At 68.6% G+C, this 25,599-nt stretch carries 32 protein-coding genes, 1 pseudogene and 2 riboswitches; of the genes and pseudogenes, 15 read left to right on the top strand and 18 right to left on the bottom strand.

The window, feature by feature from the left end; all coding sequences use genetic code 11:
• Positions 1 to 47: 47 nt before the first annotated feature.
• Positions 48 to 1,193: a glycine cleavage system aminomethyltransferase GcvT gene (gene gcvT, locus BLQ39_RS01490; RefSeq protein ID WP_241982867.1), complete on the bottom strand. Its 1,146-nt coding sequence runs from the start codon at positions 1,191 to 1,193 to the stop codon at positions 48 to 50.
• A 72-nt stretch (positions 1,194 to 1,265) separates the two neighbouring features.
• Positions 1,266 to 1,368, bottom strand: a riboswitch (glycine riboswitch).
• A 1-nt stretch (position 1,369) separates the two neighbouring features.
• Positions 1,370 to 1,467: riboswitch (glycine riboswitch) on the bottom strand.
• Between the two features lie 68 nt (positions 1,468 to 1,535).
• On the opposite strand from gcvT, the gene BLQ39_RS16040 reads away from it, so the two are divergent.
• Complete coding sequence (locus BLQ39_RS16040; RefSeq protein WP_256332665.1) at positions 1,536 to 1,664, top strand: hypothetical protein; 129 nt, start codon at positions 1,536 to 1,538, stop codon at positions 1,662 to 1,664.
• 118 nt (positions 1,665 to 1,782) lie between these two features.
• On the opposite strand, the gene BLQ39_RS01485 is transcribed toward BLQ39_RS16040, so the two are convergent.
• The 3 genes from BLQ39_RS01485 to BLQ39_RS01475 all read right to left on the bottom strand — a co-directional run bounded on the left by BLQ39_RS01485 (position 1,783) and on the right by BLQ39_RS01475 (position 4,531).
• On the bottom strand, positions 1,783 to 1,995 hold the full coding sequence (locus tag BLQ39_RS01485) for a hypothetical protein (protein ID WP_092321288.1): 213 nt from the start codon (positions 1,993 to 1,995) through the stop codon (positions 1,783 to 1,785).
• Between the two features lie 229 nt (positions 1,996 to 2,224).
• On the bottom strand, positions 2,225 to 3,889 hold the full coding sequence (locus BLQ39_RS01480; RefSeq protein ID WP_092321287.1) for an ABC-F family ATP-binding cassette domain-containing protein: 1,665 nt from the start codon (positions 3,887 to 3,889) through the stop codon (positions 2,225 to 2,227).
• A gap of 12 nt (positions 3,890 to 3,901) precedes the next feature.
• Entirely contained in the window at positions 3,902 to 4,531 is a 630-nt protein-coding gene (locus tag BLQ39_RS01475; protein ID WP_241982868.1) for an LON peptidase substrate-binding domain-containing protein, read from the bottom strand.
• 157 nt (positions 4,532 to 4,688) lie between these two features.
• Here BLQ39_RS01475 and BLQ39_RS01470 point away from each other — a divergent pair, with 157 nt between their 5' ends.
• Complete coding sequence (locus BLQ39_RS01470; RefSeq protein ID WP_092321286.1) at positions 4,689 to 5,045, top strand: LysR family transcriptional regulator; 357 nt, start codon at positions 4,689 to 4,691, stop codon at positions 5,043 to 5,045.
• Between the two features lie 105 nt (positions 5,046 to 5,150).
• On the opposite strand, the gene BLQ39_RS01465 is transcribed toward BLQ39_RS01470, so the two are convergent.
• The 3 genes from BLQ39_RS01465 to BLQ39_RS01455 are packed head-to-tail and all read right to left on the bottom strand — an operon-like array spanning position 5,151 to position 6,626.
• Positions 5,151 to 5,525 (bottom strand): rhodanese-like domain-containing protein, encoded by a 375-nt coding sequence (locus BLQ39_RS01465; protein ID WP_092321285.1) that lies wholly within the window; start codon positions 5,523 to 5,525, stop codon positions 5,151 to 5,153.
• Positions 5,522 to 6,034 (bottom strand): hypothetical protein, encoded by a 513-nt coding sequence (locus tag BLQ39_RS01460; protein ID WP_092321284.1) that lies wholly within the window; start codon positions 6,032 to 6,034, stop codon positions 5,522 to 5,524. Before BLQ39_RS01460 ends, BLQ39_RS01465 begins: the two co-directional genes overlap by 4 nt.
• Positions 6,024 to 6,626, bottom strand: a complete 603-nt coding sequence (locus BLQ39_RS01455) for a hypothetical protein (protein WP_174775385.1) — start codon at positions 6,624 to 6,626, stop codon at positions 6,024 to 6,026. The genes BLQ39_RS01460 and BLQ39_RS01455 overlap by 11 nt, the downstream gene beginning before the upstream one ends.
• Before the next feature lie 211 nt (positions 6,627 to 6,837).
• On the opposite strand from BLQ39_RS01455, the gene BLQ39_RS01450 reads away from it, so the two are divergent.
• Genes BLQ39_RS01450 through trxA form a run of 3 tightly spaced genes read left to right on the top strand, consistent with a single transcriptional unit; the run spans position 6,838 to position 8,826 of the window.
• On the top strand, positions 6,838 to 7,122 hold the full coding sequence (locus BLQ39_RS01450; RefSeq protein ID WP_092321283.1) for a metal-sensitive transcriptional regulator: 285 nt from the start codon (positions 6,838 to 6,840) through the stop codon (positions 7,120 to 7,122).
• Positions 7,123 to 7,147: 25 nt separating this feature from the next.
• Complete coding sequence (locus BLQ39_RS01445; RefSeq protein WP_422386382.1) at positions 7,148 to 8,431, top strand: MFS transporter; 1,284 nt, start codon at positions 7,148 to 7,150, stop codon at positions 8,429 to 8,431.
• Positions 8,432 to 8,448: 17 nt separating this feature from the next.
• On the top strand, positions 8,449 to 8,826 hold the full coding sequence (gene trxA, locus BLQ39_RS01440; protein ID WP_092321282.1) for a thioredoxin: 378 nt from the start codon (positions 8,449 to 8,451) through the stop codon (positions 8,824 to 8,826).
• Positions 8,827 to 8,843: 17 nt separating this feature from the next.
• Here trxA and BLQ39_RS01435 read toward each other — a convergent pair whose 3' ends face one another.
• The 6 genes and pseudogenes from BLQ39_RS01435 to BLQ39_RS01410 all read right to left on the bottom strand — a co-directional run bounded on the left by BLQ39_RS01435 (position 8,844) and on the right by BLQ39_RS01410 (position 11,733).
• Complete coding sequence (locus tag BLQ39_RS01435; protein WP_092321281.1) at positions 8,844 to 9,023, bottom strand: hypothetical protein; 180 nt, start codon at positions 9,021 to 9,023, stop codon at positions 8,844 to 8,846.
• Positions 9,024 to 9,123: 100 nt separating this feature from the next.
• Complete coding sequence (locus BLQ39_RS01430; RefSeq protein WP_092321280.1) at positions 9,124 to 10,008, bottom strand: hypothetical protein; 885 nt, start codon at positions 10,006 to 10,008, stop codon at positions 9,124 to 9,126.
• 60 nt (positions 10,009 to 10,068) lie between these two features.
• On the bottom strand, positions 10,069 to 10,518 hold the full coding sequence (locus BLQ39_RS01425; RefSeq protein WP_092321279.1) for a hypothetical protein: 450 nt from the start codon (positions 10,516 to 10,518) through the stop codon (positions 10,069 to 10,071).
• A gap of 94 nt (positions 10,519 to 10,612) precedes the next feature.
• A pseudogene (locus BLQ39_RS01420) lies at positions 10,613 to 10,855 on the bottom strand (VOC family protein); the annotation flags it as partial.
• Between the two features lie 84 nt (positions 10,856 to 10,939).
• Positions 10,940 to 11,161 carry a PLDc N-terminal domain-containing protein gene (locus BLQ39_RS01415; protein WP_092321277.1) on the bottom strand — a complete coding sequence of 74 codons (222 nt, stop codon included), beginning with the start codon at positions 11,159 to 11,161 and terminating at the stop codon, positions 10,940 to 10,942.
• Complete coding sequence (locus tag BLQ39_RS01410; protein ID WP_092321276.1) at positions 11,158 to 11,733, bottom strand: HhH-GPD-type base excision DNA repair protein; 576 nt, start codon at positions 11,731 to 11,733, stop codon at positions 11,158 to 11,160. The genes BLQ39_RS01415 and BLQ39_RS01410 overlap by 4 nt, the downstream gene beginning before the upstream one ends.
• 152 nt (positions 11,734 to 11,885) lie before the next feature.
• Here BLQ39_RS01410 and BLQ39_RS01405 point away from each other — a divergent pair, with 152 nt between their 5' ends.
• Entirely contained in the window at positions 11,886 to 12,377 is a 492-nt protein-coding gene (locus BLQ39_RS01405; protein ID WP_092321275.1) for a SixA phosphatase family protein, read from the top strand.
• 9 nt (positions 12,378 to 12,386) lie between these two features.
• On the opposite strand, the gene BLQ39_RS01400 is transcribed toward BLQ39_RS01405, so the two are convergent.
• Positions 12,387 to 13,796, bottom strand: a complete 1,410-nt coding sequence (locus BLQ39_RS01400; protein WP_092321274.1) for an MBL fold metallo-hydrolase — start codon at positions 13,794 to 13,796, stop codon at positions 12,387 to 12,389.
• A gap of 236 nt (positions 13,797 to 14,032) precedes the next feature.
• On the opposite strand from BLQ39_RS01400, the gene BLQ39_RS01395 reads away from it, so the two are divergent.
• Positions 14,033 to 14,464 (top strand): SRPBCC family protein, encoded by a 432-nt coding sequence (locus BLQ39_RS01395; protein ID WP_198417116.1) that lies wholly within the window; start codon positions 14,033 to 14,035, stop codon positions 14,462 to 14,464.
• Between the two features lie 249 nt (positions 14,465 to 14,713).
• On the opposite strand, the gene BLQ39_RS01390 is transcribed toward BLQ39_RS01395, so the two are convergent.
• Together BLQ39_RS01390 and ychF are read right to left on the bottom strand one after the other, a co-directional pair.
• Positions 14,714 to 15,388 (bottom strand): SDR family NAD(P)-dependent oxidoreductase, encoded by a 675-nt coding sequence (locus tag BLQ39_RS01390; RefSeq protein ID WP_092321272.1) that lies wholly within the window; start codon positions 15,386 to 15,388, stop codon positions 14,714 to 14,716.
• Positions 15,389 to 15,555: 167 nt separating this feature from the next.
• Positions 15,556 to 16,629 (bottom strand): redox-regulated ATPase YchF, encoded by a 1,074-nt coding sequence (gene ychF, locus BLQ39_RS01385; protein ID WP_092321271.1) that lies wholly within the window; start codon positions 16,627 to 16,629, stop codon positions 15,556 to 15,558.
• 75 nt (positions 16,630 to 16,704) lie between these two features.
• Between ychF and BLQ39_RS01380 the strand changes: the two genes are divergently transcribed.
• Positions 16,705 to 17,322, top strand: coding sequence for an exonuclease domain-containing protein (locus BLQ39_RS01380; protein ID WP_092321270.1), 618 nt, complete (start codon positions 16,705 to 16,707; stop codon positions 17,320 to 17,322).
• Between the two features lie 56 nt (positions 17,323 to 17,378).
• Positions 17,379 to 18,713 (top strand): DNA recombination protein RmuC, encoded by a 1,335-nt coding sequence (locus tag BLQ39_RS01375; RefSeq protein ID WP_092321269.1) that lies wholly within the window; start codon positions 17,379 to 17,381, stop codon positions 18,711 to 18,713.
• Positions 18,714 to 18,942: 229 nt separating this feature from the next.
• On the opposite strand, the gene glpX is transcribed toward BLQ39_RS01375, so the two are convergent.
• Positions 18,943 to 19,875 (bottom strand): class II fructose-bisphosphatase, encoded by a 933-nt coding sequence (gene glpX / locus BLQ39_RS01370; protein ID WP_092321347.1) that lies wholly within the window; start codon positions 19,873 to 19,875, stop codon positions 18,943 to 18,945.
• A 262-nt stretch (positions 19,876 to 20,137) separates the two neighbouring features.
• On the opposite strand from glpX, the gene fbaA reads away from it, so the two are divergent.
• On the top strand, positions 20,138 to 21,163 hold the full coding sequence (gene fbaA, locus BLQ39_RS01365) for a class II fructose-bisphosphate aldolase (protein ID WP_092321268.1): 1,026 nt from the start codon (positions 20,138 to 20,140) through the stop codon (positions 21,161 to 21,163).
• A gap of 9 nt (positions 21,164 to 21,172) precedes the next feature.
• Complete coding sequence (locus BLQ39_RS01360) at positions 21,173 to 21,730, top strand: DUF6264 family protein (RefSeq protein ID WP_092321267.1); 558 nt, start codon at positions 21,173 to 21,175, stop codon at positions 21,728 to 21,730.
• 8 nt (positions 21,731 to 21,738) lie between these two features.
• Here BLQ39_RS01360 and BLQ39_RS01355 read toward each other — a convergent pair whose 3' ends face one another.
• Entirely contained in the window at positions 21,739 to 22,755 is a 1,017-nt protein-coding gene (locus BLQ39_RS01355; RefSeq protein WP_092321346.1) for a 4-hydroxy-3-methylbut-2-enyl diphosphate reductase, read from the bottom strand.
• Between the two features lie 92 nt (positions 22,756 to 22,847).
• Between BLQ39_RS01355 and xseA the strand changes: the two genes are divergently transcribed.
• The 4 genes from xseA to BLQ39_RS01335 are packed head-to-tail and all read left to right on the top strand — an operon-like array spanning position 22,848 to position 25,585.
• Positions 22,848 to 24,050 carry an exodeoxyribonuclease VII large subunit gene (xseA, locus tag BLQ39_RS01350; RefSeq protein ID WP_092321266.1) on the top strand — a complete coding sequence of 401 codons (1,203 nt, stop codon included), beginning with the start codon at positions 22,848 to 22,850 and terminating at the stop codon, positions 24,048 to 24,050.
• A gap of 1 nt (position 24,051) precedes the next feature.
• Positions 24,052 to 24,288, top strand: coding sequence for an exodeoxyribonuclease VII small subunit (locus BLQ39_RS01345; RefSeq protein WP_092321265.1), 237 nt, complete (start codon positions 24,052 to 24,054; stop codon positions 24,286 to 24,288).
• On the top strand, positions 24,285 to 24,947 hold the full coding sequence (locus BLQ39_RS01340) for a DUF4245 domain-containing protein (RefSeq protein WP_092321264.1): 663 nt from the start codon (positions 24,285 to 24,287) through the stop codon (positions 24,945 to 24,947). The genes BLQ39_RS01345 and BLQ39_RS01340 overlap by 4 nt, the downstream gene beginning before the upstream one ends.
• Entirely contained in the window at positions 24,944 to 25,585 is a 642-nt protein-coding gene (locus BLQ39_RS01335; protein WP_092321263.1) for a carbonic anhydrase, read from the top strand. The genes BLQ39_RS01340 and BLQ39_RS01335 overlap by 4 nt, the downstream gene beginning before the upstream one ends.
• The last annotated feature ends 14 nt before the right edge of the window (positions 25,586 to 25,599 follow it).

Below are 25,599 nucleotides of genomic sequence, written 5' to 3'. Positions count from 1 at the left end.
GCGGGGGTGGATGCTGCTGTGCGCACTGCTGGTGGAGCTGGTGCTGACTACTTCTGACGCTTGTAGAACGGGAGCGAGGTGACGGTGGCCGGGATCCGGCTCCCCCGCACGTCGACGAAGACTTCGGTGCCCAGCCGGGCCAGGGCCGGCGCCACGTAGGCCATGGCGATGGGGTAGCCGAGGGTCGGCGACAGGGCGCCGCTGGTGATGACGCCGGATGCCTCGGTCGCGTCGGTGCTCGGGAAGATCTCGTAGTCTGCGCGACCGGCTCGCTTGCCCGCCGAGACGAGTCCGACCAGCACGCGCGCGTCGGCGCTGGGGCCTTCCTCGCTCGCGGCACGGCCGATGAAGTCGGTCTCCTTGGCGAGGCTGACCACGCGGCCGAGGCCCGCCTGGGCCGGGTAGGTCGACGTGTTCAGCTCGTGGCCGTAGAGCGGCATGCCCGCTTCGAGGCGGAGGGTGTCGCGGCTGGCCAGGCCCGCCGGGACGAGGCCGTGGGCCTTGCCGGCAACGACGAGGGCGTCCCAGAGGGCTGCGGCATCGGGCACGTCAACGTACAGCTCGAAGCCGTCTTCGCCGGTGTACCCGGTGCGGGCGATCAACACGGTGCCGTCTCGGTAGGTGCCGCCGAGGGCCCGGTAGTACTTGAGCGCCGCCAGGTCGCCGTCGACCGCGAGGCCCTCCGTTGCTTCCAGAATGGCGCGAGAGTCGGGTCCCTGCACTGCGATCAGTGCGACGTCGTCGCTCCGGTCGAGGACGGACACGTCGAAGCGGGCGGACCGCGCGGAGAGCGCCTCGAAGGCCTGCAAACGGTTGCCGGCGTTGGCGACGACGAGGTACTCGTTTTCGTTCGTGCGGTAGACGACGATGTCGTCGATGATGCCGCCGGCTTCGTTCAGGATGAGGCTGTACTTGGCCTGCAGCAGGTCGATCGCGGAGAGCTTGCCGGCGAGGGCGTAGTCGAGGAAGGCCCCGGCGTCGGGCCCGGCGACGACGATCTCGGCCATGTGCGAGAGGTCGAAGATTCCTGCTGCGCTGCGCACGGCGTGGTGCTCGGCGAGGTCGCTCGAGTAGCGGACCGGCATCTGCCAGCCGGCGAAATCGGTGAAGCTGGCACCGGCGTCGACGTGAGCCTGGTGCAGCGGGGAGTACCGGGTGCGCGTGGCGGGGGCTGACATGTCTGCCGAGGTCATGAGTTCTCCAGATTGGTCGGCCGCATGGCCGAGCGATTATCGCTGGGGTCGACGATGACCCCAGCTGGGAACTCCCCCTCTGTCATCCGGCCTGAGAGCTTCGTCGCACCTCGAGCGGGGTGTGACTTTCACCGTGGGCGAGCCGCGTATGTGCCGCGGCTACTTTTCAGAGTGGCCAGTTCGATGCGGTACGCGTACCTGAGAGATTGTCGGGGAGGATTGCTCCTTCGGTGTTCGCGCGCCTGGCGACGTCGAACTCTTCCGTATCGACCGTGTTGGCCCGGTATTCGGTTGTGGCTTGTGCGGTCCCAGCCTACCGCTCGCCGGGCGCATGCTCGTGTCATGACGGCATCCACAGCTCCGGTTCCCCGGGCCGGCCTCTATAAAAACGGGTCTGTGCAGTCGTGCGGCTTCGAACTGGACACCGAACTCCACGATCGTGGCAGTGGTTTCGCCAGGACGGTGCGCTGATGCGATCGGGCGAGTTCGACCGCGGTCAACAGGTGGGCGCCTGGCGCAGCTGGGACCGCGCGGGACGCCTGGTCAAGAAACGATCCTTCCGGCGAATCCCGACACATAACGGAACGGGCTACTGGTATTCCTGGCACGGGTAGCACCACCAGCCGCTGGCCCCGACCGGGGCCATCGCGTGGAAACAGCCGACGCACGGCGGGGCCGAGTGCAATTCCCCGCCGGCGGGGATCTCGCTGTCGTCGAGAAGCCTCAGGGGCGGAAAGGCCTGCGCGTACTCGGTTCGGTGCGGGGCTCCCTCGTCGTCGAAGCGCAATTCGGTGTAGCTCATGCCGGCTCTCGCTCTCGTTGTGAGTGGGGGTGACCATTCCTGAGCCCTGCATCAGGACGATCATTCTTCCCAATCCTAGAGAGAATGTATGCGCTGTCAATGGTGAGAGGAATCTTGCAGTCCGGACGAAAACCTGACGCAAAATCAGGAAACCGGTCTTTCATCGGGCCGTGCGTGACGTCGGCGGTGCCGAGCATGTGTTGCGGTTCCGGATGGGCGACAGTCGGCGCTACGACTCGCTCAGGCGGCCCGCCTCGACGCTCCAGCGGCGGTCGATGCTGACGTTTTCGAGCATCCGACGGTCGTGAGTGACCAGTAGCAGCGTGCCCTCGTAGGAGGCGAGGGCCTGTTCGAGCTGCTCGATGGCGGCCAGGTCGAGGTGGTTCGTGGGTTCGTCGAGGACCAGCAGGTTGACGCCCCGCGCCTGCAGCAGGGCCAGCGCGGCGCGGGTGCGCTCCCCCGGCGACAGCTCGTCGACGGGGCGATTGACGTGGTCGGCCTTCAGCCCGAACTTGGCCAGCAGCGTGCGGGCCTCGGCCGAGGACAGGTCGGGCACGAGGCCCTCGAAGGTCTCCGCGAGCGGCCGGGCCCCGGCGAGAAGGGTGCGGGCCTGGTCGATCTCGCCGATCGCGACGTTGGCGCCGAGACTCGCGGTGCCTTCGTCCGGCACCTGCCGGCCGAGGAGGGCGCGCAGCAGGGTCGACTTGCCCGCCCCGTTGGGGCCGGTGATCCCGATGCGCTCCCCCGCGTTGACCTGCACCGTCACGGGGCCGAGGGTGAAGCCGCCCTGGCGCAGCACGGCGTGGCCGAGGGTGGAAACCACGGCACTCGAGCGAGGGGCCGCGCCGATGGTGAACTCCAGCTGCCATTCCTTGCGCGGCTCGTCGACCTCCTCCAGCCGGGCGATGCGGCTTTCCATCTGGCGCACCTTCTGCGCTTGCTTCTCACTGGACTCGGCGGATGCCTTGCGTCGGATCTTGTCGTTGTCCGGCGCCTTCTTCATGGCATTCCGAACGCCCTGGCTGGACCATTCCCGCTGGGTCCGCGCCCGGCCGACGAGGTCGGCCTTCTTCTCGGCGAACTCGTCGTAGTGCTCCCGTTTGTGACGGCGCTCGGTTTCACGCTCCGCCAGGTAGGAGTCGTACCCGCCGCCGAACAGCCGATTCGCACCCTGGGCCAGGTCGAGTTCGAGCACGCGGGTCACGCAGCGGGCCAGGAACTCGCGGTCGTGGCTGACGAGCACGACGCCGCCACGGAGTCCGCGCACGAAGGCCTCGAGCCGCTCGAGCCCGTCGAGGTCGAGGTCGTTGGTCGGCTCGTCGAGCAGAACGATGTCGAATCGGGAGAGCAGCAGGGCGGCGAGGCCGACGCGGGCGGCCTGTCCGCCGGACAGCGACGTCATCAGGGCGTCCGCGGCGAGGTGCCCTCCCAGTTCCAGCCCGAGTTCGGCGAGCACGATCGGCAGCCGCTCGTCGAGGTCCGCGGCGCCGCTGGCGAGCCAGCGATCGAGGGCGCTCGAGTACACATCGGCGGGGTCGGGGGCGTCGGCTCGCGGGTCGGCGTCGCCGAGGGCGGAGGCCGCCGCGTTCATCTCGAGTGTGGCTGCGGCGCATCCGGTGCGGCGGGCGATGTAGCCGGCAATGCTCTCGCCGGCGACGCGTTCGTGCTCCTGCGGCAGCCAGCCGATGAACGCATCGGCCGGGGAGAGGCTGACCGTGCCCGCCTGCGGTTCGAGGATTCGGCCGAGCAGCCGGAGCAGGGTGGATTTGCCGGACCCGTTGACACCGACGACGCCCACCACATCGCCGGGGGCGACCGTGAGGTCGAGGGACTCAAAGAGCGTGCGGTGCGCGTACCCGCCGGCCAGGCCCTTGGCCACGAGTGTTGCGGTCATCCTCCAATGTTCTCACTGGTCGTCGTCCTCCTCCGGCCACTCGTCCGGAAAGGCCTCGCCCAGCGCGGCGGTGTATTCGATCACCGAATCGAGGAGCTGCTCCATCGTCGCCGAGCGCAGCAGCGAGACCTGGTCCAGGGGACCCAGTGGAGCGATCCCCGCGAGCTGCCATGCGGCCGCGGCCGGGTCGCCGGAGAGCTCAACGTCCGGAGGCCACAGCTGGTCGCTGAACTCGCTCGCCCTGGCCAGGGCGCGCCGCACCTCCCGCTCGGCGCGTTCCCGCAGCGGCAGCAGCCGATCGTCCCAGACGAGCTCGGCCAGCTCCTGCACCTCGGCCTGGGGGTACGGATCTTCCTCCAGCCAGTCGATCACCTCGAACCGGCGCCCGCCCTGCGCGACCAGGCCGACGAATCCTTCCGGCGCCACCATCTGCACGATCCGGGCCAGGGTTCCGTGGCGGAACCGTTGTTCCCCGCCGCCCGTTTCCTGGCCCCGTTCGATCAGGACGACGCCGAACTCGGCCGGGTCCGATTCGAGGATCCGGGACAACATGACCAGGTAACGGTCCTCGAACACGCGCAGCTGCAGCGGCATATGCGGAAACAGCACGGATCCCAGCGGGAACATCGGCAGCGTGGTCACCTGCCCAGCGAACCACGCTCGAGCCGGAACTCCAAGGGCTGGAACTGCACGGGCTGGAACTCCACGGGCCGGAGCCAGCACGCTTCGCGGGCGGCCGCCGCGGCGCGTACCCTGAGGAGTCGACCGCGAATCCCGCGGGCTTTACGAAAGGCGCTCCGTGGACATCTCCCTACTCCGGCTCTTCGTCGCCGCCGCCGAGGAGAAGCACTTCGCTCGCGCCGCGGAGACCCTCGATGTCTCGCGGATGACGGTGAGCGCGTCGGTCCGGGCGCTGGAAGCCGAACTCGGCTATCCCCTCTTCGACCGCACGGCGGAGACCACCACGCTCACCGACGAGGGTGTGGCGTTCCTGGCCACCGCCCGGCGGGAAATTGCCGCCGCCCCCGCCCCGGCGCCGGCCCAGGCGCCGCCGGTGCAGAAGGCCGGGGGCAAGGCGAAGGCGTCCAAGGGCAAGGGGCGCACGCCCGACGTCAAGGGCCAGACCCGCCCCGGGAAGCGCCGCCAGTCGCGCTAGCAGCCGGCCGCCGGCGCCGAGTTTGACCGTTCCGGTCGAGTTTGGCAGGCGCACCGGTCAAGCTCGGCCGAAACCGCCAAACTCGACGGACATCCGGCGAGCCGGTTACGGGGTCGTGACCGTCTCGAGCCCGGTCGACCCGCCGGCCTCGGAGATGCCTCCGGCGTCGGTGACGTTCGTGAAGCCGAGGCCTTCCATGCGCGCGACCGCAGCCGACGACCGGTTCCCGGAAGCGCAGTAGACGACGTACTCGCCGTCGGCCGGAAGCTCGGAGACGAGGCTGTCGAAGTCGGGCGCCTGCACGTCGATGTTGACGGCACCCTCGAGGTGGCCCGCGTTGTACTCGTCGCTGGTGCGGACATCGACGACGACCGTGTCGGCGGTCACCGCGATGGTCGGTTCTGCCGCCGGCGCTGAGCAGGCGGCCAGCCCGAAGACGGCGGTCAAGGCGAGGGCGAGGGCGGCAAGGGTTTTCTTCATCTGGAACTCTCTTCGGTCGTGGGGGTGGCGCGGGGAAGACCGCCTGAGGTGGCGGACGATCGGGGAAACAGTGGCCGGCAGGTGGTGCACACGACGCCGTCGGCGCCGGGCTCTGCCGCGTTCGCCTCGCGCTCGCTCTCGAGCCGTTCGCGCAGGGCCCAGACGAGCAGGGCAAGGGCGGCGAGTGCCACCACGGGGCGAACGGCGCCAGTCAGCACGGGCTCGAGGGATGCGACATCCGTCGCCAGGTACAGCGCGACCAGGCCGAGAACGGGCCAGCGGGTGTCGCACAGGGTCGCCTCGGCGCCGATCGGGGCTCCGAAGTAGCTGGCGACAACCAGGCCGATCAGGCCGGATCCGATCGCCGCGAACGCGTACGACCACCAGGGTCCGGCGACGCCGATGCCGAGCAGGCCGGAGGCGAGCGCGATGACCACAAAAGCCGCAGCGGCGGCGCCGGCGGCGATCAGCCGGCGTCGCCTCGGCCACAGGATGAGGTCAGCGAACACGATCGGTTGCCTCGGTGCGGCCGGTGACGGCGGCGTCGGCCGGGATCGCTGCGTCCGCTGCCCGGCGGGCGGGCAACCGGCAGGAGTTTTCGCGGGTGAGCCGGGCGTACAGTGCCCAGCCGAGCAGGATGATGGAGGCGGCCGCGAGGTAGGGCTGCACCGGTTCGAAGAACTGCATCGCGCCGGTCGTGCCCAGCGCCAGGAGCACGAGCTTGTTGCAGACCGGGCAGCCCACCGCGAAGAAGGTCACAACCCAGCCGGTCATTCCCAGGCGCCCCACGGCGCGGCTCGGCGCGGCGCCGTCAGGGTGGGCGATGTAGGTGGCCGTGACGAGGCCGGCCAGGACCGCGCTGACGAGCAGAACGGGCCAGGACCACACGGTCGGCGGGACCTCACGCGCGAAGAAGGGCGTATCGATCAGGTCGGTCGGAATCGCGATGAAGACGATGGTGAACGCCGCAGTGCCGAGGGCCACCCACCAGCGACGAGCAGGCCAGCGCCGAAGCTCTCCGCCGGCGACGCCGAACCCGCGGGCGACTCCGTTGAGTCGGGCCGCGATGCCAGGGGATGGCTTCGCTGGAGCGCTCTGCATTCGCCTGGACCTCATCCGCTGCGGGGGCCGGCTGACGGCCCCTGTTGTTGCTTGATACCCCGACGGGTATTCTGATACCCTAAGGGGTATATCGGCGCAAGGCAAGCCCGCGGCGCGCACGGCACGGATCAGAGCGTCACCGGCTGGGATTACCCGGCAAGACGCTTACCCGACCCGACGATGGCATCCGAAAGGGTATGGTGGCGTGATTATGGCTGCAGCAGCAACTCACCCCAGTGACGACATTCGCAAGACACTCAACCGCCTCAAGCGCGCGCAGGGACAACTCGGCGCCGTCATCGCGGCCGTCGAATCCGGCGCCGACTGCCGAGCCGTGGTCACCCAGCTGGCCGCTGTTTCCAGTGCCATCGATCGCGCCGGCTTCACCATCATTTCCACCGCCATGAAGGATTGCCTGATCGACACCGGATCCGACGGCGAGGCCAAGCAGCTCAACGTCAACGAACTCGAGAAGCTCTTCCTCTCCCTCGCCTGATCCGCGTTCATCTTTGAGTCCATCTGTGAGCAATGACGAGCGCCCTCCCCTCGTCGGCGTGCCCCCCGTCGACGACGAGCGGGACTCCGTGCTCCAAAAGCGGGTCGTCCGGGTGCTCGTCGCCGGGCAGATCCTCGGCGGAATCGGCATGGGGGCGACCCTGTCGCTCGGCGCCCTGCTCGCCGCGGACCTGTCGGGTTCGAGCGCCTGGTCCGGCATGGCCGCGACCATGAGCACCCTCGGTGCGGCCTTCGTCGCCGTGCCTCTCGCCCGTCTGGCCCAGGCCAGGGGCCGACGGGTATCACTGGCGACCGGATCCCTCATCGCGGGCAGCGGAGCCGTGCTCGCGATCAGCGCGGCCGCCCTCGATCTCTTCCCGCTCCTCCTCCTGGCCCTCATGCTTCTGGGAGCCGGATCGGCCACGAACCTCCAGGCGCGCTTCGCCGCGACCGACCTCGCCGGCTCCCGATTCCGAGCCCGGGACCTGTCCCTCGTGGTCTGGTCAACGACGATCGGCGCCGTGCTGGGTCCGAACCTGTTCGGACCGGGCGAGGCCCTCGGCGCCGTGGTCGGGCTTCCGGCCATGACCGGTGCCTTCGCCTTCTCGCTCCTGGCCACGGTCGCCGCCTCCGTCGTCTACGCGCTCGGACTGCGGCCCGACCCCCTCCTCACCGCACTCGCAGGCCGCGCCATCAGCCTCACCCCTCGGCTGCGCCGGGGCGGCCTGGCCATCATCCGCAGCAACTCGCCGGCGCGCTACGCCGTGGCCGTGATCGCCCTCAGCCACGCCACGATGGTGGCGCTGATGTCGATGGCCCCGGTGCACCTGCGAGACCACGGGGCAACACTGACCATCGTCGGCCTGACGATCAGCCTGCACGTGGCCGGAATGTACGCCCTCTCCCCCGTCTTCGGCTGGCTCTCCGACCGCGTCGGACGGCTGCCGGTCATCCTCGGCGGCCAGGCGATGCTGCTCACGGCGCTGACCATCGCCTGGCTCGGCGACGGCTCCCAGACCGCCATGACGATCTGCCTCATCTTCCTCGGCCTGGGCTGGTCGGCATCCGTGGTCGCCGGCTCCGCTCTCGTGGCCGAGGCGGTCGACGTGCACGACCGCTCGCCGCTCCAAGGGTTCTCGGATCTGTCGATGAACGCGGCCGGGGCGCTCGGCGGGGCGCTGGCCGGCCCCATCCTCGCGGTGGCGGGCTACTCCGGCCTGGGGCTCGCCGCCATGGCCATGGTCGCCGTCGTGATGGCGTGGTCCGCCCTGCGCCTTCGATACCCCCAGGGGTATACAAATTACCCCTAGGGGTATATTCTGGGGTCATGGCAACCATTGACATCACCGAGAAAACCTTCGACGAGACCATCGCCGGCAACGGCATCGTGCTGGTCGACTTCTGGGCCGAATGGTGCGGCCCCTGCCGCATGTTCGCCCCCACCTTCACGGCGGCTTCCGACAAGCACCCCGAGATCACCTTCGCGAAGGTCGACACCGAGGCCGAGCAGGGTCTGGCCGCGGCCGCCGGCATCCGGTCTATCCCGACCCTGATGGTCTTCAGGGACTCCGTGCTGGTGTTCTCCCAGCCCGGCGCGCTCAACGCGAGCAGCCTGGAGGAACTCATCACGGGCGTTCAGAACCTGAACATGGACGAGGTCCGCGCCAGCATCGCGGCGCGCGGCACGGGTCCCCAGGCAGCCTGACCGACCGAGGGGCGGCCCTACTCGGGCTGCTCCTCCGCTTCGTCCCCCGCAGCCGATTCAATGTCGGATTCTTCCCAGTTCTCGAGGTTCGTGAGCGAGGGGTGCGGACCCACCTCGGTCTCGCCCTGCTCCGTCATGTCCCCGACCGGGGATTCGGCACCCGGCCTGGCCGATGGGTTGGTCTTCTCGTCGCTCATCCTGAACCTCCGCGCTTCGTTGCAGCGAACACTTCCCTGCACCGAGGCTAAGCCCGATACCGGCGCCCGTCTAGGGTTCCGCCCTCACCGCAAACGACACCTAGCCGCCCGTCCAGGCCTGCACCACAAACGGGGTACCGGCCGCGTCGCAGGCGGTGAACACCCCGTGGAGCGCGAGGTTCCACGTGGACGACTCCCGGAAACTCAGCCCGTCCGGCGTCACCTCGGTCGGATCGACGGTGGACATGACGACCCTCAGCTCGGCAATGCGCCTGGCCAGGGTCGTGCCTTCCGCGGTGTCCACGCGGTCAAGCACTCGCGCGGCGAGCGCGGCTGCACCCTGCCACTCCTGCTCGGTCGTTCGGGTCTCGGCGCGCGAAATCGCCGCGTTCATGAGGATGGTCACGACGTCGGTCATCTGGTCGCAGGTCACTTTCGCCGTGACGGCAGGCGTGAGCGAGGCCGGCGGCGCCGCCTCCACGCGTGCGCCCGCGAACTGGGTCCCGGCGACCACGCCGGCGGCCGCCGCCACGATGCCGACGAGCACGACGACCTTCCGCGTCCGTTTCGAGGCACCCGCGGTCGCCGTACCCGCCGCACCGGGGCTGTCGACAGCCCCGCCCAAGGGACCTTCCGCGGGGAACAGCGACTCAAGCCCGGGCGCGCGTCCCTCCGACGCGGCGGCCACGGCATCCTCTATCGCTCCGCGCTCCGCGGATGCCTCCGCCTGGAGCTCACTGATCGAGCGGGTGGCGTCCGGGTCGCCCAGGGAACCGCCGTCCGCGGAGAAGACCCTGCGCTGCAGCTCGCGCAGCTCCTGCAGCGGGGACGGCGTGCCGTCGGGTGCGGGCTCAGTCGGATGTTCCAGCCACCACAGGGCATGGAGCGCGTCGTGGCGTCCGCGATAGTCACGGCGCACCGCCTCGAGGAAGCCCGGATCGCGCCGAGCCCGGGAATACGCATCCTCGATCGGCTCACGCGCCACCGAACGCCCCCGGTCTGCTGATGGTGCCGTTCATGGCCAACCCCCCTGGTTGCCGCCAGCCTACTTGTCGGCGTCGCCGGAACCAGCCAGGCTGCGGATCAGCGTCACGACCTGCACGATGATGCCGATGACCGTGCCGACCATGGCCAGGACGATCACGATCCGCACGAGCAGGGACCAGTCGAAGCCGTCCGGGAAGTCGAACGGAAACACCTGCCAGAACAGCACGAGCCCGGCCAGCCCGATTGCAAGCGTGACGAGGTCACCAAGCGCCCGCACCCATCGCCAGTCGAGGAGCAGGTTGAAAAGGTTGACGACCATCCCGGCGATCAGCGACGCGTTCACCAGGCCCAGCACATCGCGGAAGTCCTCGGTGAGGAACGGAATGATCTGCCAGCCCGGCCACACGTTGACGAGGTACAGCAGCACCCCATTGATGGCGACGGAGACCGCGTAGCCGACCCGTCTGGAGGCGCTGCTCGTCGTGCGGGGAGAAGCGGTGCTGGTCATTTTGGCCTCCGTCACAGGTCGGGCGGTACCGAGAGTAGACCCTTCCCCCGCGGCCCGCGCGGGCCGGATGCGGTCGCCGAGTGTCAGCCCCGGGTTACGGCTTCGGCGCCTGGGAGATCCGCACCGTGTTGCCCGACGGGTCACGGAATGCGCAGTCGCGCGGGCCCCAGGGCTGGTCGATGGGCTCCTGCACCACCTCGGCGCCGGATGTCCGGATCGTCTCGAAGGTCGCATCGAGGTCGTCCGTGCGGAAGACGATGATCGGCGGGGCGCCCTTCGTCAGCAGTTTCCGGAGGGTGTCGCCGTCTGGCGGCTGTGGCGGTGACCGCCATGCGTGCATGGCGGTCACCGCCATGCGTGCGGCGTCCATGCGGATGCCTGCGCGTCCGGCCGGTCCGGCGGTTAACGGCCCGGGGTGCGGCTACCGGCGCGGGCGTCTACCCAGGATGAAGTAGGAGATCGGGCCGAGGAAATTCACTCCGATGATCGCCGCCCAGACGCCCTTGCGTCCGTGGACGAGCGCCGGCGGGCGCTTCGCGAGGTCGGCCCATGCGGTCGCGGCCAGGGAGAGCTGCACCGAAGCCCCCACCAGAATCGCCGTTTGCTGCCGCTCGGTCAGCTCACTCCAGCTGCGCGCGCTCATGCGCCGGGCTTTTTCGCGGCGGCCTTCGCCGCCCGCTTTGTCTCCCGCACGCGTGTCAGGGTGTCGGCGTCGACGATGTCGGCGACCGAGCGGAACGACCCCTCTTCGCCGTACGGGGCGGACGCTTCACGCCAGCCCGCTGCCGTGATCCCGAGCCTCTTGCCGAGCAGGGCCAGGAAGATCTTCGCCTTCTGTTCGCCGAAGCCCGGAAGCCCCTTCAGCCGGCGGAGAATCTCGGCGCCGTCCGGGGAGCCGGAGGTCCAGATGGCCGACGCGTCTCCATCCCAGTCCGTGGCGACGACGCCGGCCACGGTCTGTACCCGCGCGGCCATCGAACCGGGGAACCGATGCACCGCCGGCGTCTGCCGGAAGACCTCGACGAAGGCATCCGCGTCGAACCCGGCGAGCGCCGCGGGGTCGAGGGTGCCGATCCGGTCTCGGATCTTGGCCGGCCCGGCGAAGGCGGTCTCCATCGCGATCTGCTGGTCGAGAAGCATGCCGAGCAGGAGGGCGAACGGATCCTCGCTGAGGAGGGTGTCGGCGGCGGAGTCGCCGGTGAGGTGCAGCGTCATCCGCCCAGTCTGGCACCGGGCGCGTGCATCCGCGCACCCCAGTGCAGCCGAAATGGCGACAGGTGCGAGGCGGCCCGGATACGCTCGGCGTATGAAGCCGTTCCGAGTGCGTACGTGTGTGGTCGGCGCCCCCCTGGCGCCGGGGGCGTCGGATGCCTGAGCGCACCCTCATCCTGCTGCGGCATGCCAAGTCGGACTGGTCGGGCGAGGAGGCCGACGTCGACCGGCCGCTGGCCGATCGCGGCCTGCGGCAGGCACCGGAGGCCGGCCGATGGCTGGCCGTGAGCATCGACCGCATCGATCTCGCCGTCGTGTCACCCGCGAGGCGGGCTCGCAGCACCTGGGAACTCGCCTCGGCAGAGCTGGCGAGCCGGCCGCCGAGCCGGATCGACGAGCGACTGTACGCCGCGTCCACGAGTCAGTTGCTCGGCGTGGTGCGCGCCCTGCCGGACGAGGTCGACACCGTCGTGTTGGTGGGCCACAACCCCGGGATCGAAGACCTTGTCTCGATTCTCACGGGCGACTCGGTGCCGATGCCCACCTCGGCTCTGGCGGTGATCGGGCTGGCCGGCTCGTGGTCGAACGCCGGCCGAACGCAAGCGACGCTGCGGGCGGCCGGCAGGCCACCCGCAGCGTCGCGGTAACTGCCCGGGTCAGCGGGCGGAGGTCGACTCCAGGGACTCCTGCTGGGCGACCCAGCCGATGTAGCTTCCGTCGAGCTCGACCACGTCATAGCCCTCGTGGCGCAGCGCGCTGGCCACGACCGAACTGCGGACGCCACTCTGGCAGTAGGTCACGATGGTGCCCTCGGCCGGGAGCTGGTCCAGGTTCCAGAGCACGCGACCGCCGTGCAACTGCGGTGAGCCCGGGATGTGACCGGCGTCGTGCTCGCTCTTGGCGCGGACGTCGAGCAGCAGTGCCGACTCGAAGCCGTCCAGCTCCTCGGGCTGGACCAGCCGCGGGGTGCTCAGCGGCAGGCCTTCGAACCCGGTGACATAGCCGCTCACCTTGTCGATGCCGACGCGCACGAGGTGGTCCCAGTATTCCTGGGCCTGGTCCTGGTCGGCGGCCAGGAGCACGAGCGGGCGGGAATCCCGCTCCGGGTCCACGGCCCACGCGGCGTAGGTCGCCACGCTCTTGCCGGCCGGGATGTTCAGCGAGCCCTGCACGGTGCCTTCATGCACCTCGGTGTTGTGGCGGGTGTCAACGAACGTCACCGTGTTCTCGGCGAGGTCCTTGGCGACGGTTTCGGCGGACAGTTCTTCCAGCGGAGCACGCTCGCCCATGATGGCCGGACCCTGACGGTTCTCGCGCTTCATCCGCCCGAAGTAGGCCGGTGCGTCGGGCTGGCCGTCGAGGAGTTCGTTGATGAAGCCTTCTTCGTCGCCCGCGACGAGGTAGGGGCCCCACCAGGCGTAGAGCCGCTCGTAGCCGACCGTCGAGGACGGGACCGCGCCGAGGGCCTTGCCGCAGGCGCTGCCGGCGCCGTGGCCAGGGTGCACCTGCACGTAGTCGGGCAGGGTCAGGAACTTGTCCCGGAGGCTGGCGAACATCTGCTTCGCCCCGGCGAACCGGGTGTCGACGCCGCCGGCTGCCTCATCCAGCAGGTCCGGACGTCCCAGGTCGCCGGAGAAGACGAAGTCGCCGGAGAGCAGGTAGCCGGGCTTGTCGCTGAACGCGCCATCGGTGACGAGGTAGGAGAGGTGCTCGGGGGTGTGGCCCGGGGTGTGCACGGCCTGGACGGTGATGTTGCCGATGGTGATCGCGTCACCGTCGTACAGCCGCTCGCCCTCGAATCGGTACTGCCAGTCCTCTCCGCCCTCGCCGGACACGTAGATGGTCGCGCCGGTGGCTGCGGCCAGTTCGCGGGTGCCGGAGAGGTAGTCGGCGTGGATGTGGGTCTCGGTGACGGCGACGATCTTCATTCCGTTCGCTGCGGCGACGGCCTGATAGACGGCAATGTCGCGGCGGGGGTCGACCACGACCGCCTCGCCCTTGCGCTGGCAGCCGATCAGGAAGCTGGCCTGGGCAAGGTCCTCGTCATAAATGCGCTCAATAAGCATGTGGGGGTCTCCTTCGTAGACAGTGCGGCGGAGGTCCCAGAGGGGTCCTTCCGTTCGTCTCTACTCCAGAGTAATACCCGGGGGGGTATAAGGCAAGCCCCCGTGCGGTCGGTTCGAGCGGTTGGCCGCCCAGTCCCTCTTGCTTGTCAAACCATGCGGCCGAGGGCACACTCCCCTCATAAGCGCGTACCGCACGATCCGTTTGGATCACCGTCGTAGCAAGGAAGCGGAGCATCATGCCCTCTGATAAGCACACACACAGCATCCACATCGACGCGCCCGTGGAGAAGGTCTTCCACTACGTCGATGACCCCGCGCACTTCGTCGCCGCGATGCCGGAGAAATCCAACATCACCCTGGGTGCCGTGAACCGGTCGCCCGAAGGGACTGTGTCCACCTACGAGGTCAAGTACCGCGAACTCGGCATGCACCTGACCGGTGTCTTCACAAGGGAGGAGTATGTGGTCAACGAGCGCATCGTCGACCATTCCTCCCTGGGCCCAATCTTCACCTTCTCCGTCGAGGCCGACGACAGCGGAACGACGCTCACAGCCAGCTGGGACGCCTCCACGCTGATGAAGATGCTCGACGCGGTCTTCTTCCACGGGGACAAGGACATTGAGCGCGCCCTTGCCACCTACAAGGTCGAGATCGAGGCCCTGGCCTGAGTCCGCGGTGAAGACGGCGTTGTCGGCCGAGTTCGCCTGTTCCGGTCGACATTGACAGGCACACCAGGGGAACTCGACCGGAACCGTCAATCTCGGCGGAACGCACCGCGGGCAGCGACGCGAGCGGCGAGCGAGTCAGACGTTGAAGCGGAACTCCACCGAGTGGCATCGCCGAGCAACCTTTAGAGCCACGTTTCGCGCCATCCTGGCTATCTCCGCATCGTAGCTGCCAGCAGCGCAGTGACTCCCCTACTCCCTGCCGTCCTCAAGCGGGATGAGCATCGTTCGAAATGGACCGGCAACGGCGTGGAGGTCCCAAATGCGATCGGCGACGCCGTCGATGCCGTTGACAAGCTGGAGCCGAGGAATGCCTCCCGGGATCACGAGTTGGCTGACACGGACTCCCTCACCCTCGAGTGCGTCGTGGAGCATCTCACCGTAGGCGCTCTCAGCCGGGAAGGCGACCGATGTGCCTGCGAAGTCAGCGCGGGCCTTCACCGAGGTTCCGCCGTTGATCAAGATGATGCTGCCGCTTCCTGCCTGCCGCATTGCCGGGAGCACCGTACGCACCGCGTGAATGAGCCCGAGAGCCGAGAACTGCAATGCCTCCAAAGCCAGCTCCGGAGTCATTTCAAGCACCGGCTTCAGATAATCACGCGACGGGAGCGGACTGTACTGCAACGTGGAGATGGGTCCCAGCTCTGCCGCGGCACGCGCCAGTGCATCTTCAAGCGTCGCCGGTACCCGTACATCCGCAGCGTAACCACCCACGGTGAAGCCGGCAGCAGTGAGCTCCGCAGCCATGGAGTCCAGCTTCGACTGGTTCCTCGAGATCAGGGCGATTGAGAAGCCCTCGCGCCCGAACCTTCGCGCAACTGCTGCTCCGAGTCCCGGTCCAGCTCCGATGATGGCGATGACAGGCACGGTGGTTTCCTCCGAATGATGATGGTGTGGTGTTGTGTCTGGAGTGAGGTCAGATTGGACGACAGTTCTTCGGGATCACGCACCTGAGCAAGTTCGCTTAGGCGAAGCGAATACTGAGAGCTTCTGCTGCGAGCGGTGCGCTCGGGCCCCTTCCGACCTGCCCGAGCCTAGACGTTGAAGCGGAACTCCACCACGTCGCCATCCTGCATGACGTAGTCCTTGCCTTCGATGCGGGCCTTGCCCTTGGCGCGGGCCTCGGCCACCGAGCCGGCAGCGACGAGGTCGTCGAACGAGAAGACCTCGGCCTTGATGAAGCCCTTCTGGAAGTCGGTGTGGATGACCCCGGCGGCCTGCGGCGCGGTCCACCCCTTGTGGATCGTCCAGGCGCGCGTTTCCTTGGGCCCGGCGGTCAGGTAGGTCTGCAGGCCGAGCGTGTCGAAGCCGATGCGGGCGAGCTGGTTGAGGCCGCTCTCCTCCTGGCCGGTGGAGGCCAGCATCTCGGCGGCATCCTCTTCGTCCAGTTCCAGAAGTTCCGACTCGAGCTTGGCGTCGAGGAACACGGCCTTGGCCGGGGCGACGAGGGCGGCGAGGGTGGCGAGCTTCTCGGCATCCTGCAGCACCTCCTCGTCGACGTTGAAGACGTAGATGAACGGCTTGGCCGTGAGCAGGCCGAGTTCGCGGATCGGCTCGAGGTCGATCGTCGAGGCGGACAGCGGCTTGCCGGCGTCGAGGAAGGCCTGGGCGGCCAGGGCCGTCTGCAGCACGGCCGGGTCGAGCTTGCGGCCCTTGGTGTCCTTCTCGAAGCGGGTGACGGCCTTCTCGAGGGTCTGCAGGTCGGCCAGGATCAGCTCGGTGTTGATGGTCTCCATGTCGCCGGCCGGGTCGACCGCGCCGTCGACATGCACGACGTCGGGGTCGGCGAAGCCTCGGATGACCTGCGCGATGGCGTCGGCTTCACGGATGTTGGCGAGGAACTTGTTGCCCAGGCCCTCGCCCTCGCTGGCGCCGCGCACGATTCCGGCGATGTCGACGAACGACACCGGGGCAGGCAGGAGGCGCTCGCTGCCGAAGATCGTCGCGAGCTTCGCCAGGCGCGCGTCGGGCAGGTTGACGACCCCGACGTTCGGCTCGATCGTCGCGAACGGGTAGTTCGCCGCGAGCACGTTGTTCTTGGTCAGGGCGTTGAAGAGGGTGGACTTGCCGACATTGGGCAGTCCGACGATTGCAATAGTTAGAGCCACGAGACTCAATCGTACCGGCTCGCGCCCGGCCCTTCCTTGACGGGCCCTGTCAGCGGCGCGTGAGACGATGAGGACGTGCCCCTCAACTTCACCGCCATCGACTTCGAGACCGCCAACTCCTCCGCTGCTTCGGCCTGCTCGGTCGGCATGGTGAAGGTCAGGGACGGCAAGGTCGTCGAGCGTGTGGGCTGGTTCATCCGGCCCCCGGTCGGCCACGACGCATTCCAGGAGTGGAATATCAAGATCCACGGCATCCGCCCGTCGGATGTCGCCGGTGCCGCCGGCTGGGCGGCCCAACTCCCCGACCTGGTTGCCTTCGCCGATGGCGACCACCTCGTGGCACACAACGCCGGCTTCGACCTGGGCGTCATCTCGACCTCGTCGACCGTCGCCGGCCTGGCGATCCCCGACTTCGCGTACGTCTGCAGCCTGCAGGTGGCCCGGCGCACCTACCACCTCGACTCCTACCGGCTCCCGGTCGCCGCGATGGCCGCCGGGTTCGAGGACTTCGCCCACCACGACGCCCTGGCCGATGCCGAGGCGTGCGCCGCGATCATGATCCACGCGGCGCAGCGGCACGAGGCCGACACTCTCGAGCAGCTCGCGCACATCACCGGCGTCAAGATCGGTGTGATCGGCCCCGTCGCCACTCGCGAACACGCCGCCACGCACGGTCCAATGGCGCTGAACTAACAGCGCACCTCCCGCGCTTCACGGGCTCTGTCGGTGGCCACTGGCACACTTGAGACATGGACCCACTGCTCAGCCTCATCCTCGGAATCGTCATCGGCGTGCTCCTCGGCGCACTCCTGGCGGTCGTCGTGCTGCAGCGCCGCCGCTCGGCCTCGACCGCGGCCGAAGACCCGGCCGTGGTCGAGGCGCGGCACCAGGTGGCGCTGGCCGAGACCCGGGCGGCCGACGCGGCCGTGCAGTCCCTCCTGCGCGAGGAACTCGCGGCGATGCAGGCCACCGCCGAGGGCATGCGTGGCCAGATCCTCGACGCCCAGCAGCAGTACCGCGAGCTCATCGACCGCCAGCGCACCGACCAGGAGGCCCGGTCGGAGCGGGAACGCCAGGAAAGCAAGGTGCTCCAGGCCCTGGCCCCGGTGCGGGAGAGCTTGCAGGACATGCAGAAGAAGGTGTCCGAGCTCGAGGCACAGCGCAGCCTGCAGCACGGCGAACTCAGCCAGCAGCTTCGTTCGGCCACCGAGTCCGAGGAGCGCCTGCGCAGCACCGCGGAATCGCTGGCCTCCGCCCTGCGCTCCAACAGCACCCGCGGGGTCTGGGGCGAGACACAGCTGCGCAGCGTGGTCGAGGCCGCCGGCCTGATCGAGCGGGTCGACTTCGACATGCAGTCCAGCATCACCTCGGATGCCGGCGCGGGGCGCCCCGACATGGTCGTGCACCTGCCCGGGGGCAAGAACATCGCCGTCGACGCGAAGGTGCCGTTCACCGCCTTCCTCGAGGCGAGTCAGATCCCCGCCACCGCTACCGGCGCGGAAGGCGCCCGTCGGGAGACCTACATGAAGGCGCACGTGAAGGCGGTCCGCGACCACATCACGGCCCTCGGCAGCAAAGCCTATTGGCAGGGACTCGAGGCGTCGCCGGAGATCGTGATCGCGTTCATCCCGAGCGAATCGCTCGTCTCATCGGCTATGGAAGCCGACCCGACGATCATGGAGTTCGCCTTCGGCAAGCGCGTCGCTCTCGCCTCGCCGGTGACGCTCTGGTCGGTGCTCAAGACGGTCGCGTTCAGCTGGCAGCAGGACGTGCTCACCCAGGATGCCAAGGTTCTCTTCGACCTCAGCCGGGAGCTTTACTCGCGCCTGGCCACGACGGCGACGCACATCGAGAAGCTGGGCCGCTCGATCGAACGCACCGTGAAGGACTACAACGGCTTCGTCGGCTCGATGGAACGCCAGGTGCTCCCCACGGCGCGCAAGCTCAACGCCCTGGACGAGTCGAAGGTCCTCGCGCCGCTGGTGGGCATCGAGGAGACGCCGCGCGAACTGGCCGCGTTCGAATTCGTGGCCGAGCTCGAGACGGCCGAGCTCGAAGCCGCCGTCATCCGCGCCGCCGACTGACCGCTCGCGAGCAATCCTCCACGCGGCCCGCGAAGTTGAACTGCGGACAAAGTACCTTCAACTTTGCGACGAAGGTACTTTCTCCGCAACTCAACCGGGACGGGCCTGAAGGGGACAGGAAGAACCGCCCAGCACATGTGCTGCGCGAGCGCGCCGAACTGTGAGTTCGGCACCTTCACGAGCGCGCCGAAGGTGCCAAACTCACAGTTCGGCGAGGGAAGTCAGGGCCTTAGAGCCACTTCTCGGCGAGGTGCTCGGCGACGACGCGGCGGGCAGTGCCCGAACGCGACCGGAGCACAATGCTTTCGGTGCGGATCATCGGGCCCTTGCGGCGCACGCCGTCGACGAGTCCGCCGTCGGTGACACCGGTGGCCACGAAGAACGTGTTGTCGCCGCTGACCATGTCGTCGATTTCGAGCAGTTTGTCGATGTCCAGGCCGGCCGCGACGCCCCTGGCCCGCTCGGCGTCGTCCTTGGGCGCGAGGCGGCCCTGCATGTAACCGCCCAGCGCCTTGAGCGCGCAGGCCGTGGTGATGCCCTCGGGGCTGCCGCCGATGCCGACGCACATGTCGATGCGAGTCTCGTAACGGGCGGCGTTGATGCCGCCGGCCACATCGCCGTCGAGCATGAGCCGGGTGCCCGCCCCCGCGCTGCGAATGGCGTCGATGAGTCCCGCGTGGCGGGGACGATCGAGGACGGCAATGGTCATGTCGCCGACCGGCTTGCCGATGGCCTTCGACAGCTCGCGGATGTTCTCGCCGATCGACTGGTCGAGGCTCACGACGCCGCGGCCGGCGGCGCCGGTGACGATCTTGTCCATGTAGAACACGGATGACGCGTCCAGCATCGTGCCGCGGTCGGAGACGGCGATCACGGAGATGGCGTTCTGGCGGCCCGCGGCCGTGAGGCTCGTGCCGTCGATCGGGTCGACGGCGATGTCGCAGGCGGGGCCACGGCCGGTGCCGACACGCTCGCCGTTGAAGAGCATCGGCGCCTCGTCCTTCTCGCCCTCGCCGATCACAATGAGGCCGTCGAAGTTGACGGTGCCGAGGAACGCGCGCATGGCGTCGACGGCGGCCTTGTCGGCGGCATACTTGTCGCCGCGGCCGATGAACGGCACGGCGCGAATCGCGGCTGCCTCGGTCGCGCGCACCAGCTCCATGGCCAGGTTGCGATCGGGGTGCGCGTACACGATGGGGTCAGTGACGATGGGGTCAGTGCTGTTCACAAATGGTCCTTCCCGGACGAAGCGTGTTGCAGTGGCGAAGCCCGTCAGCGGGCCGGCGCAGGTAGGCCAGAGCCACCTCGGCCAGCTTAGCGTCGCGCCGCTGGGGGTGCGGCGGCGGGTCGACATATGCGCCCCGGCCTATGGGCAGTCTCGGTAGTATTGAGCCACCCAGCCGGATACTTCCTCAGGAGACGCCATGCCTATCGCCACCCCAGACCAGTACGCCGAGATGCTGAACAAGGCCAAGGACAAGGGATTCGCCTACCCCGCATTCAACGTCTCTTCGTCTCAGACCATCAACGCGGTGCTGCAGGGCCTCACCGAGGCCGGCTCCGACGGCATCATCCAGGTCACCACGGGCGGCGCGGACTACTTCGCCGGCCACACCGTGAAGAACCGCGCATCCGGCGCCCTCGCCTTCGCCCGCTTCGTGCACTCGGTCGCCGACAACTACCCGATCACCGTCGCGCTGCACACCGACCACTGCCCCAAGGGCGCCCTCGACGACTTCGTCATGCCGCTGATCGCGGCCTCCGAGGACGAGGTCAAGGCCGGCCGCAACCCGATCTTCCAGTCCCACATGTGGGACGGATCCTCCGTGCCGCTCGGCGAGAACCTCGAGATCGCCAAGAACATGCTGGCGCGCACCCGCGCGATTAACGCGATCCTCGAAGTTGAGGTCGGCGTCGTCGGCGGCGAAGAGGATGGCGTCAGCCACGACATCAACGAGAAGCTCTACACCAGCCTCGATGACGCCATCGCGCTGGTCGAAGCCCTCGGCCTGGGCGAGCAGGGTCGCTACATGTCGGCGCTCACCTTCGGCAATGTGCACGGCGTGTACAAGCCCGGCAACGTCAAGCTGCGCCCGGAACTGCTCAAGGGCATTCAGGAGGGCCTGGCCGAGAAGTACGGAACCGGCCCCAAGCCGCTCGACCTCGTCTTCCACGGCGGCTCCGGCTCGACCGACGCGGAAATCGCCGAGGCGGTCGCCAACGGCGTCATCAAAATGAACATCGACACGGACACCCAGTACGCCTTCACCCGGGCGATCGCCGACTACATGCTCAAGAACTACGACAGCGTGCTCAAGGTCGACGGCGAAGTGGGCAACAAGAAGGTCTACGACCCCCGCGCCTGGGGCAAGGTGGCCGAGGCGGCCATGGCCGCCCGCGTCGTCGACTCGACCCGTCAGCTGGGCTCGGCCGGCCACTCGAACAGCTAGCTCCGGCGCATGACGATTCCCGACCCGAATTCTTCCGAGCCGAACCGCCCGGAGGACACCCGCCCCCGGCCGCAATTCGGCGAGCTCGCGCCGGAAGGCTGGAGTTGGACGCCGCCGAAGGATGACTCCGCCGCCCCGGCCATTCCCGTCGCGCCCGACGCCGCATCGGTCCCGGCGGCCGCCACGGCGCCCGGGGCGTCCCGCACGCCCGCTTGGGACCGACCGGTCACGCTCGCCCTGCTCATCTTCGGGCTCCTGGCGACGTTCTTGATGGTCTCGGTCCTGGGCTCGCTGCCCCAGGCCATGCAGGTGCTGTACACGCAGGAAGACCTCGGCACCTACACCCCGGCCGTCTCGGTCGCCGGCCTGATCACGGCCGGTCGCATCGTCGAAGCCGGAATCTGGATCGTGACGACCGTGCTGTCGATCCTGCTGCTGACTCGCGGCCGCCGCGCCTTCTACGTTCCGCTGATCGGCGGCGCCGTCTCGGTCGTGGTGATCTTCGTGTTCATCGGGGTCGTCGTGACTGCCGATCCAACCCTGCTCGAGCTGTACGGCCAGCCGTAGCCGGCGCGCTACTCCGGTTGTGCGGCCCGGCTGCCCTTGAGGTTGCCGCGCAGTTCCTTGGGCAGGGAGAAGATCAGGTCTTCCTCGGCCGTCTTGACCGGAATGACGTCGGCGTAGCCGGCATCCGCGAGGGCGGAGAGCAGCTCGTCGACGAGTTCCTCCGGAACGGATGCCCCGCTCGTGACGCCCACGGTGTTCACCCCGTCGAGCCACTCCTGCTTCACTTCGCTGGCGTAGTCGATCCGGTAGGCGGCCGTGGCGCCGTACTCGAGGGCCACCTCGACCAGGCGCACGGAGTTGGACGAGTTCGCTGAGCCGACGACGATGACGAGGTCGGAATCGGCGGCAACCTTCTTGATGGCGACCTGGCGGTTCTGGGTGGCGTAGCAAATGTCGTCGCTCGGTGGATCCTGCAGCAGCGGGAACCGCTTGCGCAGGCGGCGCACGGTTTCCATGGTTTCGTCCACGCTCAGGGTCGTCTGGGACAACCAAACGACCCTGGCCGGATTCCGCACCTCGACGATGTCGGCGTCGTCGGGGCTGCCGACCAGGGTGGTGTTCTCCGGCGCCTCCCCGGCGGTGCCTTCGACCTCTTCGTGGCCTTCATGGCCGATCAGGAGGATTTCGAAGTCGTCGCGGGCGAAGCGCACCGCCTCGCGGTGCACCTTGGTGACGAGCGGGCAGGTCGCATCGATGGCCTGGAGTCCGCGTTCCGCGGCGGCATTGACCACGGCCGGCGAGACTCCATGCGCGCTGAAAACGATGTGTGACCCGGTCGGCACCTCGTCGACCTCGTCGACGAAGACGGCGCCCTTGTGCTCCAGTTCGGCCACGACATGGGTGTTGTGCACGATCTGCTTGCGCACGTAAACCGGGGCGCCGTAGTGCTCCAGGGCCTTCTCCACGGCGATGACGGCACGGTCGACCCCGGCGCAGTATCCGCGCGGGGCGGCCAGCAGCACCCGTTTGCCCCCCGCCACCGGGGTATCCTTGAGCCTGCCCGGCGCACTCAGTATCCGAGGCATGCCAAGGCCGATCACGGGCGAATTAGTACTGATGGTCACGGTCCCATTCTAGGCGCGCACCCCTGGACGGGTTCCGTGGGAGGAGACCAGCAATGACCCAGGGCCCCACCACCGTCGAGACCCCCTGGCCGGTCGCGATGCTCTCCGGCAAGATCCGCGACTACATCGACCGCCTCGGGACCGTCTGGATCGAGGGGGAGATCACCCAGTGGGGCCAGAGCGGCGGCAACGTCTACGGCAAGCTCAAGGATCTCACCGAGGACGCCACGGTCAGCTTCACGGTCTGGTCGTCCGTCCGCGCGAAACTCACCAACGACTTCAAGCAGGGCGACCGGGTCATCGCGCTGGTCAAACCCAACTACTGGGTCAAGGGCGGCACGCTCACCATGCAGGTGTTCGAACTTCGCCACGTCGGCCTCGGCGACATGCTCGAGCGGCTGGAGCGGCTGCGCAAGCAACTCGCCGGCGAGGGACTCTTCGACGCCTCGCGCAAGATCCGCCTGCCGTTCCTCCCCCACTGCATCGGCCTCGTCACCGGCAAGGATTCCGATGCCGAGAAGGACGTGCTTCGCAACGCCCAGCTGCGCTGGCCCGCCGTCACGTTCCGGGTCGTGCACGCGGCCGTCCAGGGGGACCGCATGGTGTCCGAGGTGACGGCGGCGATCAAGCGGCTGGACGCCGACCCCGAGGTCGACGTGATCATCGTCGCCCGAGGCGGCGGCGATTTCCAGAACCTCCTCGGCTTCAGCGACGAAGGGCTCGTCCGCGCGGCCGCCGCCTGCCGGACCCCTCTCGTCAGTGCGATCGGCCATGAAGCCGACCGTCCCCTGCTCGACGAGGTCGCCGACCTCCGCGCCTCCACACCGACCGATGCGGCCAAGCGGGTGGTCCCGGATGTCGCGGACGAGCTCAACCGGGTGCAGCAGGCCCGCGCCCGCCTCAGCACCCGGCTCACCGGCATCCTCTCTTCGGAGGTTGACCGGATCGGGCAGCTCCGCTCCCGCCCTGCGCTGAGCTCGGCAACCTGGATCGTCGACTCCCGGTCCGAAGACCTGACCCGGTATGTCGCGCGCGGTTCCGAGCTCGTCGGCCGGGTGGTCGAACGAGCCGGCGCCGCCGTCGTCGACCTGCGCTCCCAACTGCGCGCCCTCTCCCCGCAGGGCACCCTCGACCGCGGCTACGCCATCGTGCAACTGCCGGACGGGCACGTCGTGCGCGCCCCGGACCAGGCGCCCGGCGGCACGGAGCTGCGCATCACGCTCGCCCGCGGATCCCTGAGGGCCGTGTCGAAATAGAATGGATGCCATGACCCAGCCCGCAGACGATATCAGCGCTCTCAGCTACGAGCAGGCCCGCGACGAACTCATTCGGGTGGTCAACGAACTCGAGCAGGGATCGTCCACCCTGGAGCAGTCGCTCGCCCTGTGGGAACGCGGCGAGGCGCTCGCGCGCCGCTGCGAAGAGTGGCTGATCGGCGCGAAGGCGCGGCTGGACGCCGCCCGCGCCGGCCAGGCCGCCGAATCCGACGCATGAGCGCCGCCAGGCGCGAGCCCCGGATCGTCGCCGAGCTCGGACGACCGGAAACCCCGGAGGAGACGGCCGCCCGCAAGGCCGAGAACACCCGAACATACCGGGCCCGCAAGACCGTCAACAACCTGATCCTGTCCCTCCTGGTCACCGTCGCAGCCGTGGTGGTCCTGGTGATGATCGTCCCGCGCAGCGACACGCCCATCGACCGAACCGTCGACTACCGCGCCGTTGTCAGCCAGGTGCAGCCCGGCGTCGAGGAACCGCTGGCCAGCCCCCGCCTGCCGGACGGCTGGCGTGCAAACGCCGCGACCTGGCGTTCCGGCGGCAGCGACAAGGTCGCCTCCTGGTACATCGGCCTGCTCACCCCTGCCGACGCCTACATCGGCCTCAACCAGGGCATCGACGCCAACCCCAGCTGGGTGAGCGAGCAGTTGCAGGGCTCCCCCGCCGCCGAAACCGTCACCCTCGACGGCATCCAGTGGGATGTCTATCGCAACACCGCGCCAGAGGACGAGCGCGGAAACTTCGACTATGCCCTCGTGACGACGGCCGGGACGAGCACCTTCCTGCTCGTCGGCACGGCCCCCGAGGCCGAATTCACGGTGCTCGCCGGCGCGCTGACCGACACCATCGCGCGGAACACGAACGGAGACCAGGGATGAGCCCGGCATCGACTCCCTCGAAGGTCTGGAACGAGCTCCGCCGGGGCAACGAACGCTTCGTCAACGGCGAGCCGAGCCACCCGCGCCAGGACGTCGACCGGCGCGCCGAGATCGCCTTCACCCAGGCCCCGGTCGCGGCACTGTTCGGGTGCAGCGACTCGCGCCTGGCCGCCGAGATCATCTTCGACAAGGGCCTCGGCGACCTGTTCGTCGTGCGCAACGCGGGGCAGGTCATCTCGGATTCCGTGCTGGGCTCGCTCGAATACGCCGTGGAAATCCTGCACGTGCACCTCATCCTCGTGCTGGGGCACGACCGTTGCGGGGCCGTGCGCGCGGCCATTGAGTCCCAGGCAGAAGACGCCATCCCCCTGCCTCCCCACATCAATTCGATCATCCAAAAGATCGTGCCGGCCGTCCGCCGCGTGAGCGGGCTGGCCGCGGACGTGCCCATCGACCCGGACACGATCGACGAGCCGGCGGTCGGACGGGAGCATCTTCGCGACACGGTCGCCGAACTGCTCGAACGCTCCGAGATGATCAGCGCCGCCGTCGCAGAAGGTACATTGGCTATCGTCGGAGCGAATTACAGCCTCCTCGAAGGGCGCGCTGACCCCGACATCGTCGTGGGCATTGTTTAGCGCGCCCGCGCACA

This window comes from Cryobacterium psychrotolerans (genome assembly GCF_900101115.1).
GTDB lineage: Bacteria > Actinomycetota > Actinomycetes > Actinomycetales > Microbacteriaceae > Cryobacterium > Cryobacterium psychrotolerans.
This window is presented reverse-complemented; position numbering and strand designations above follow the sequence as displayed.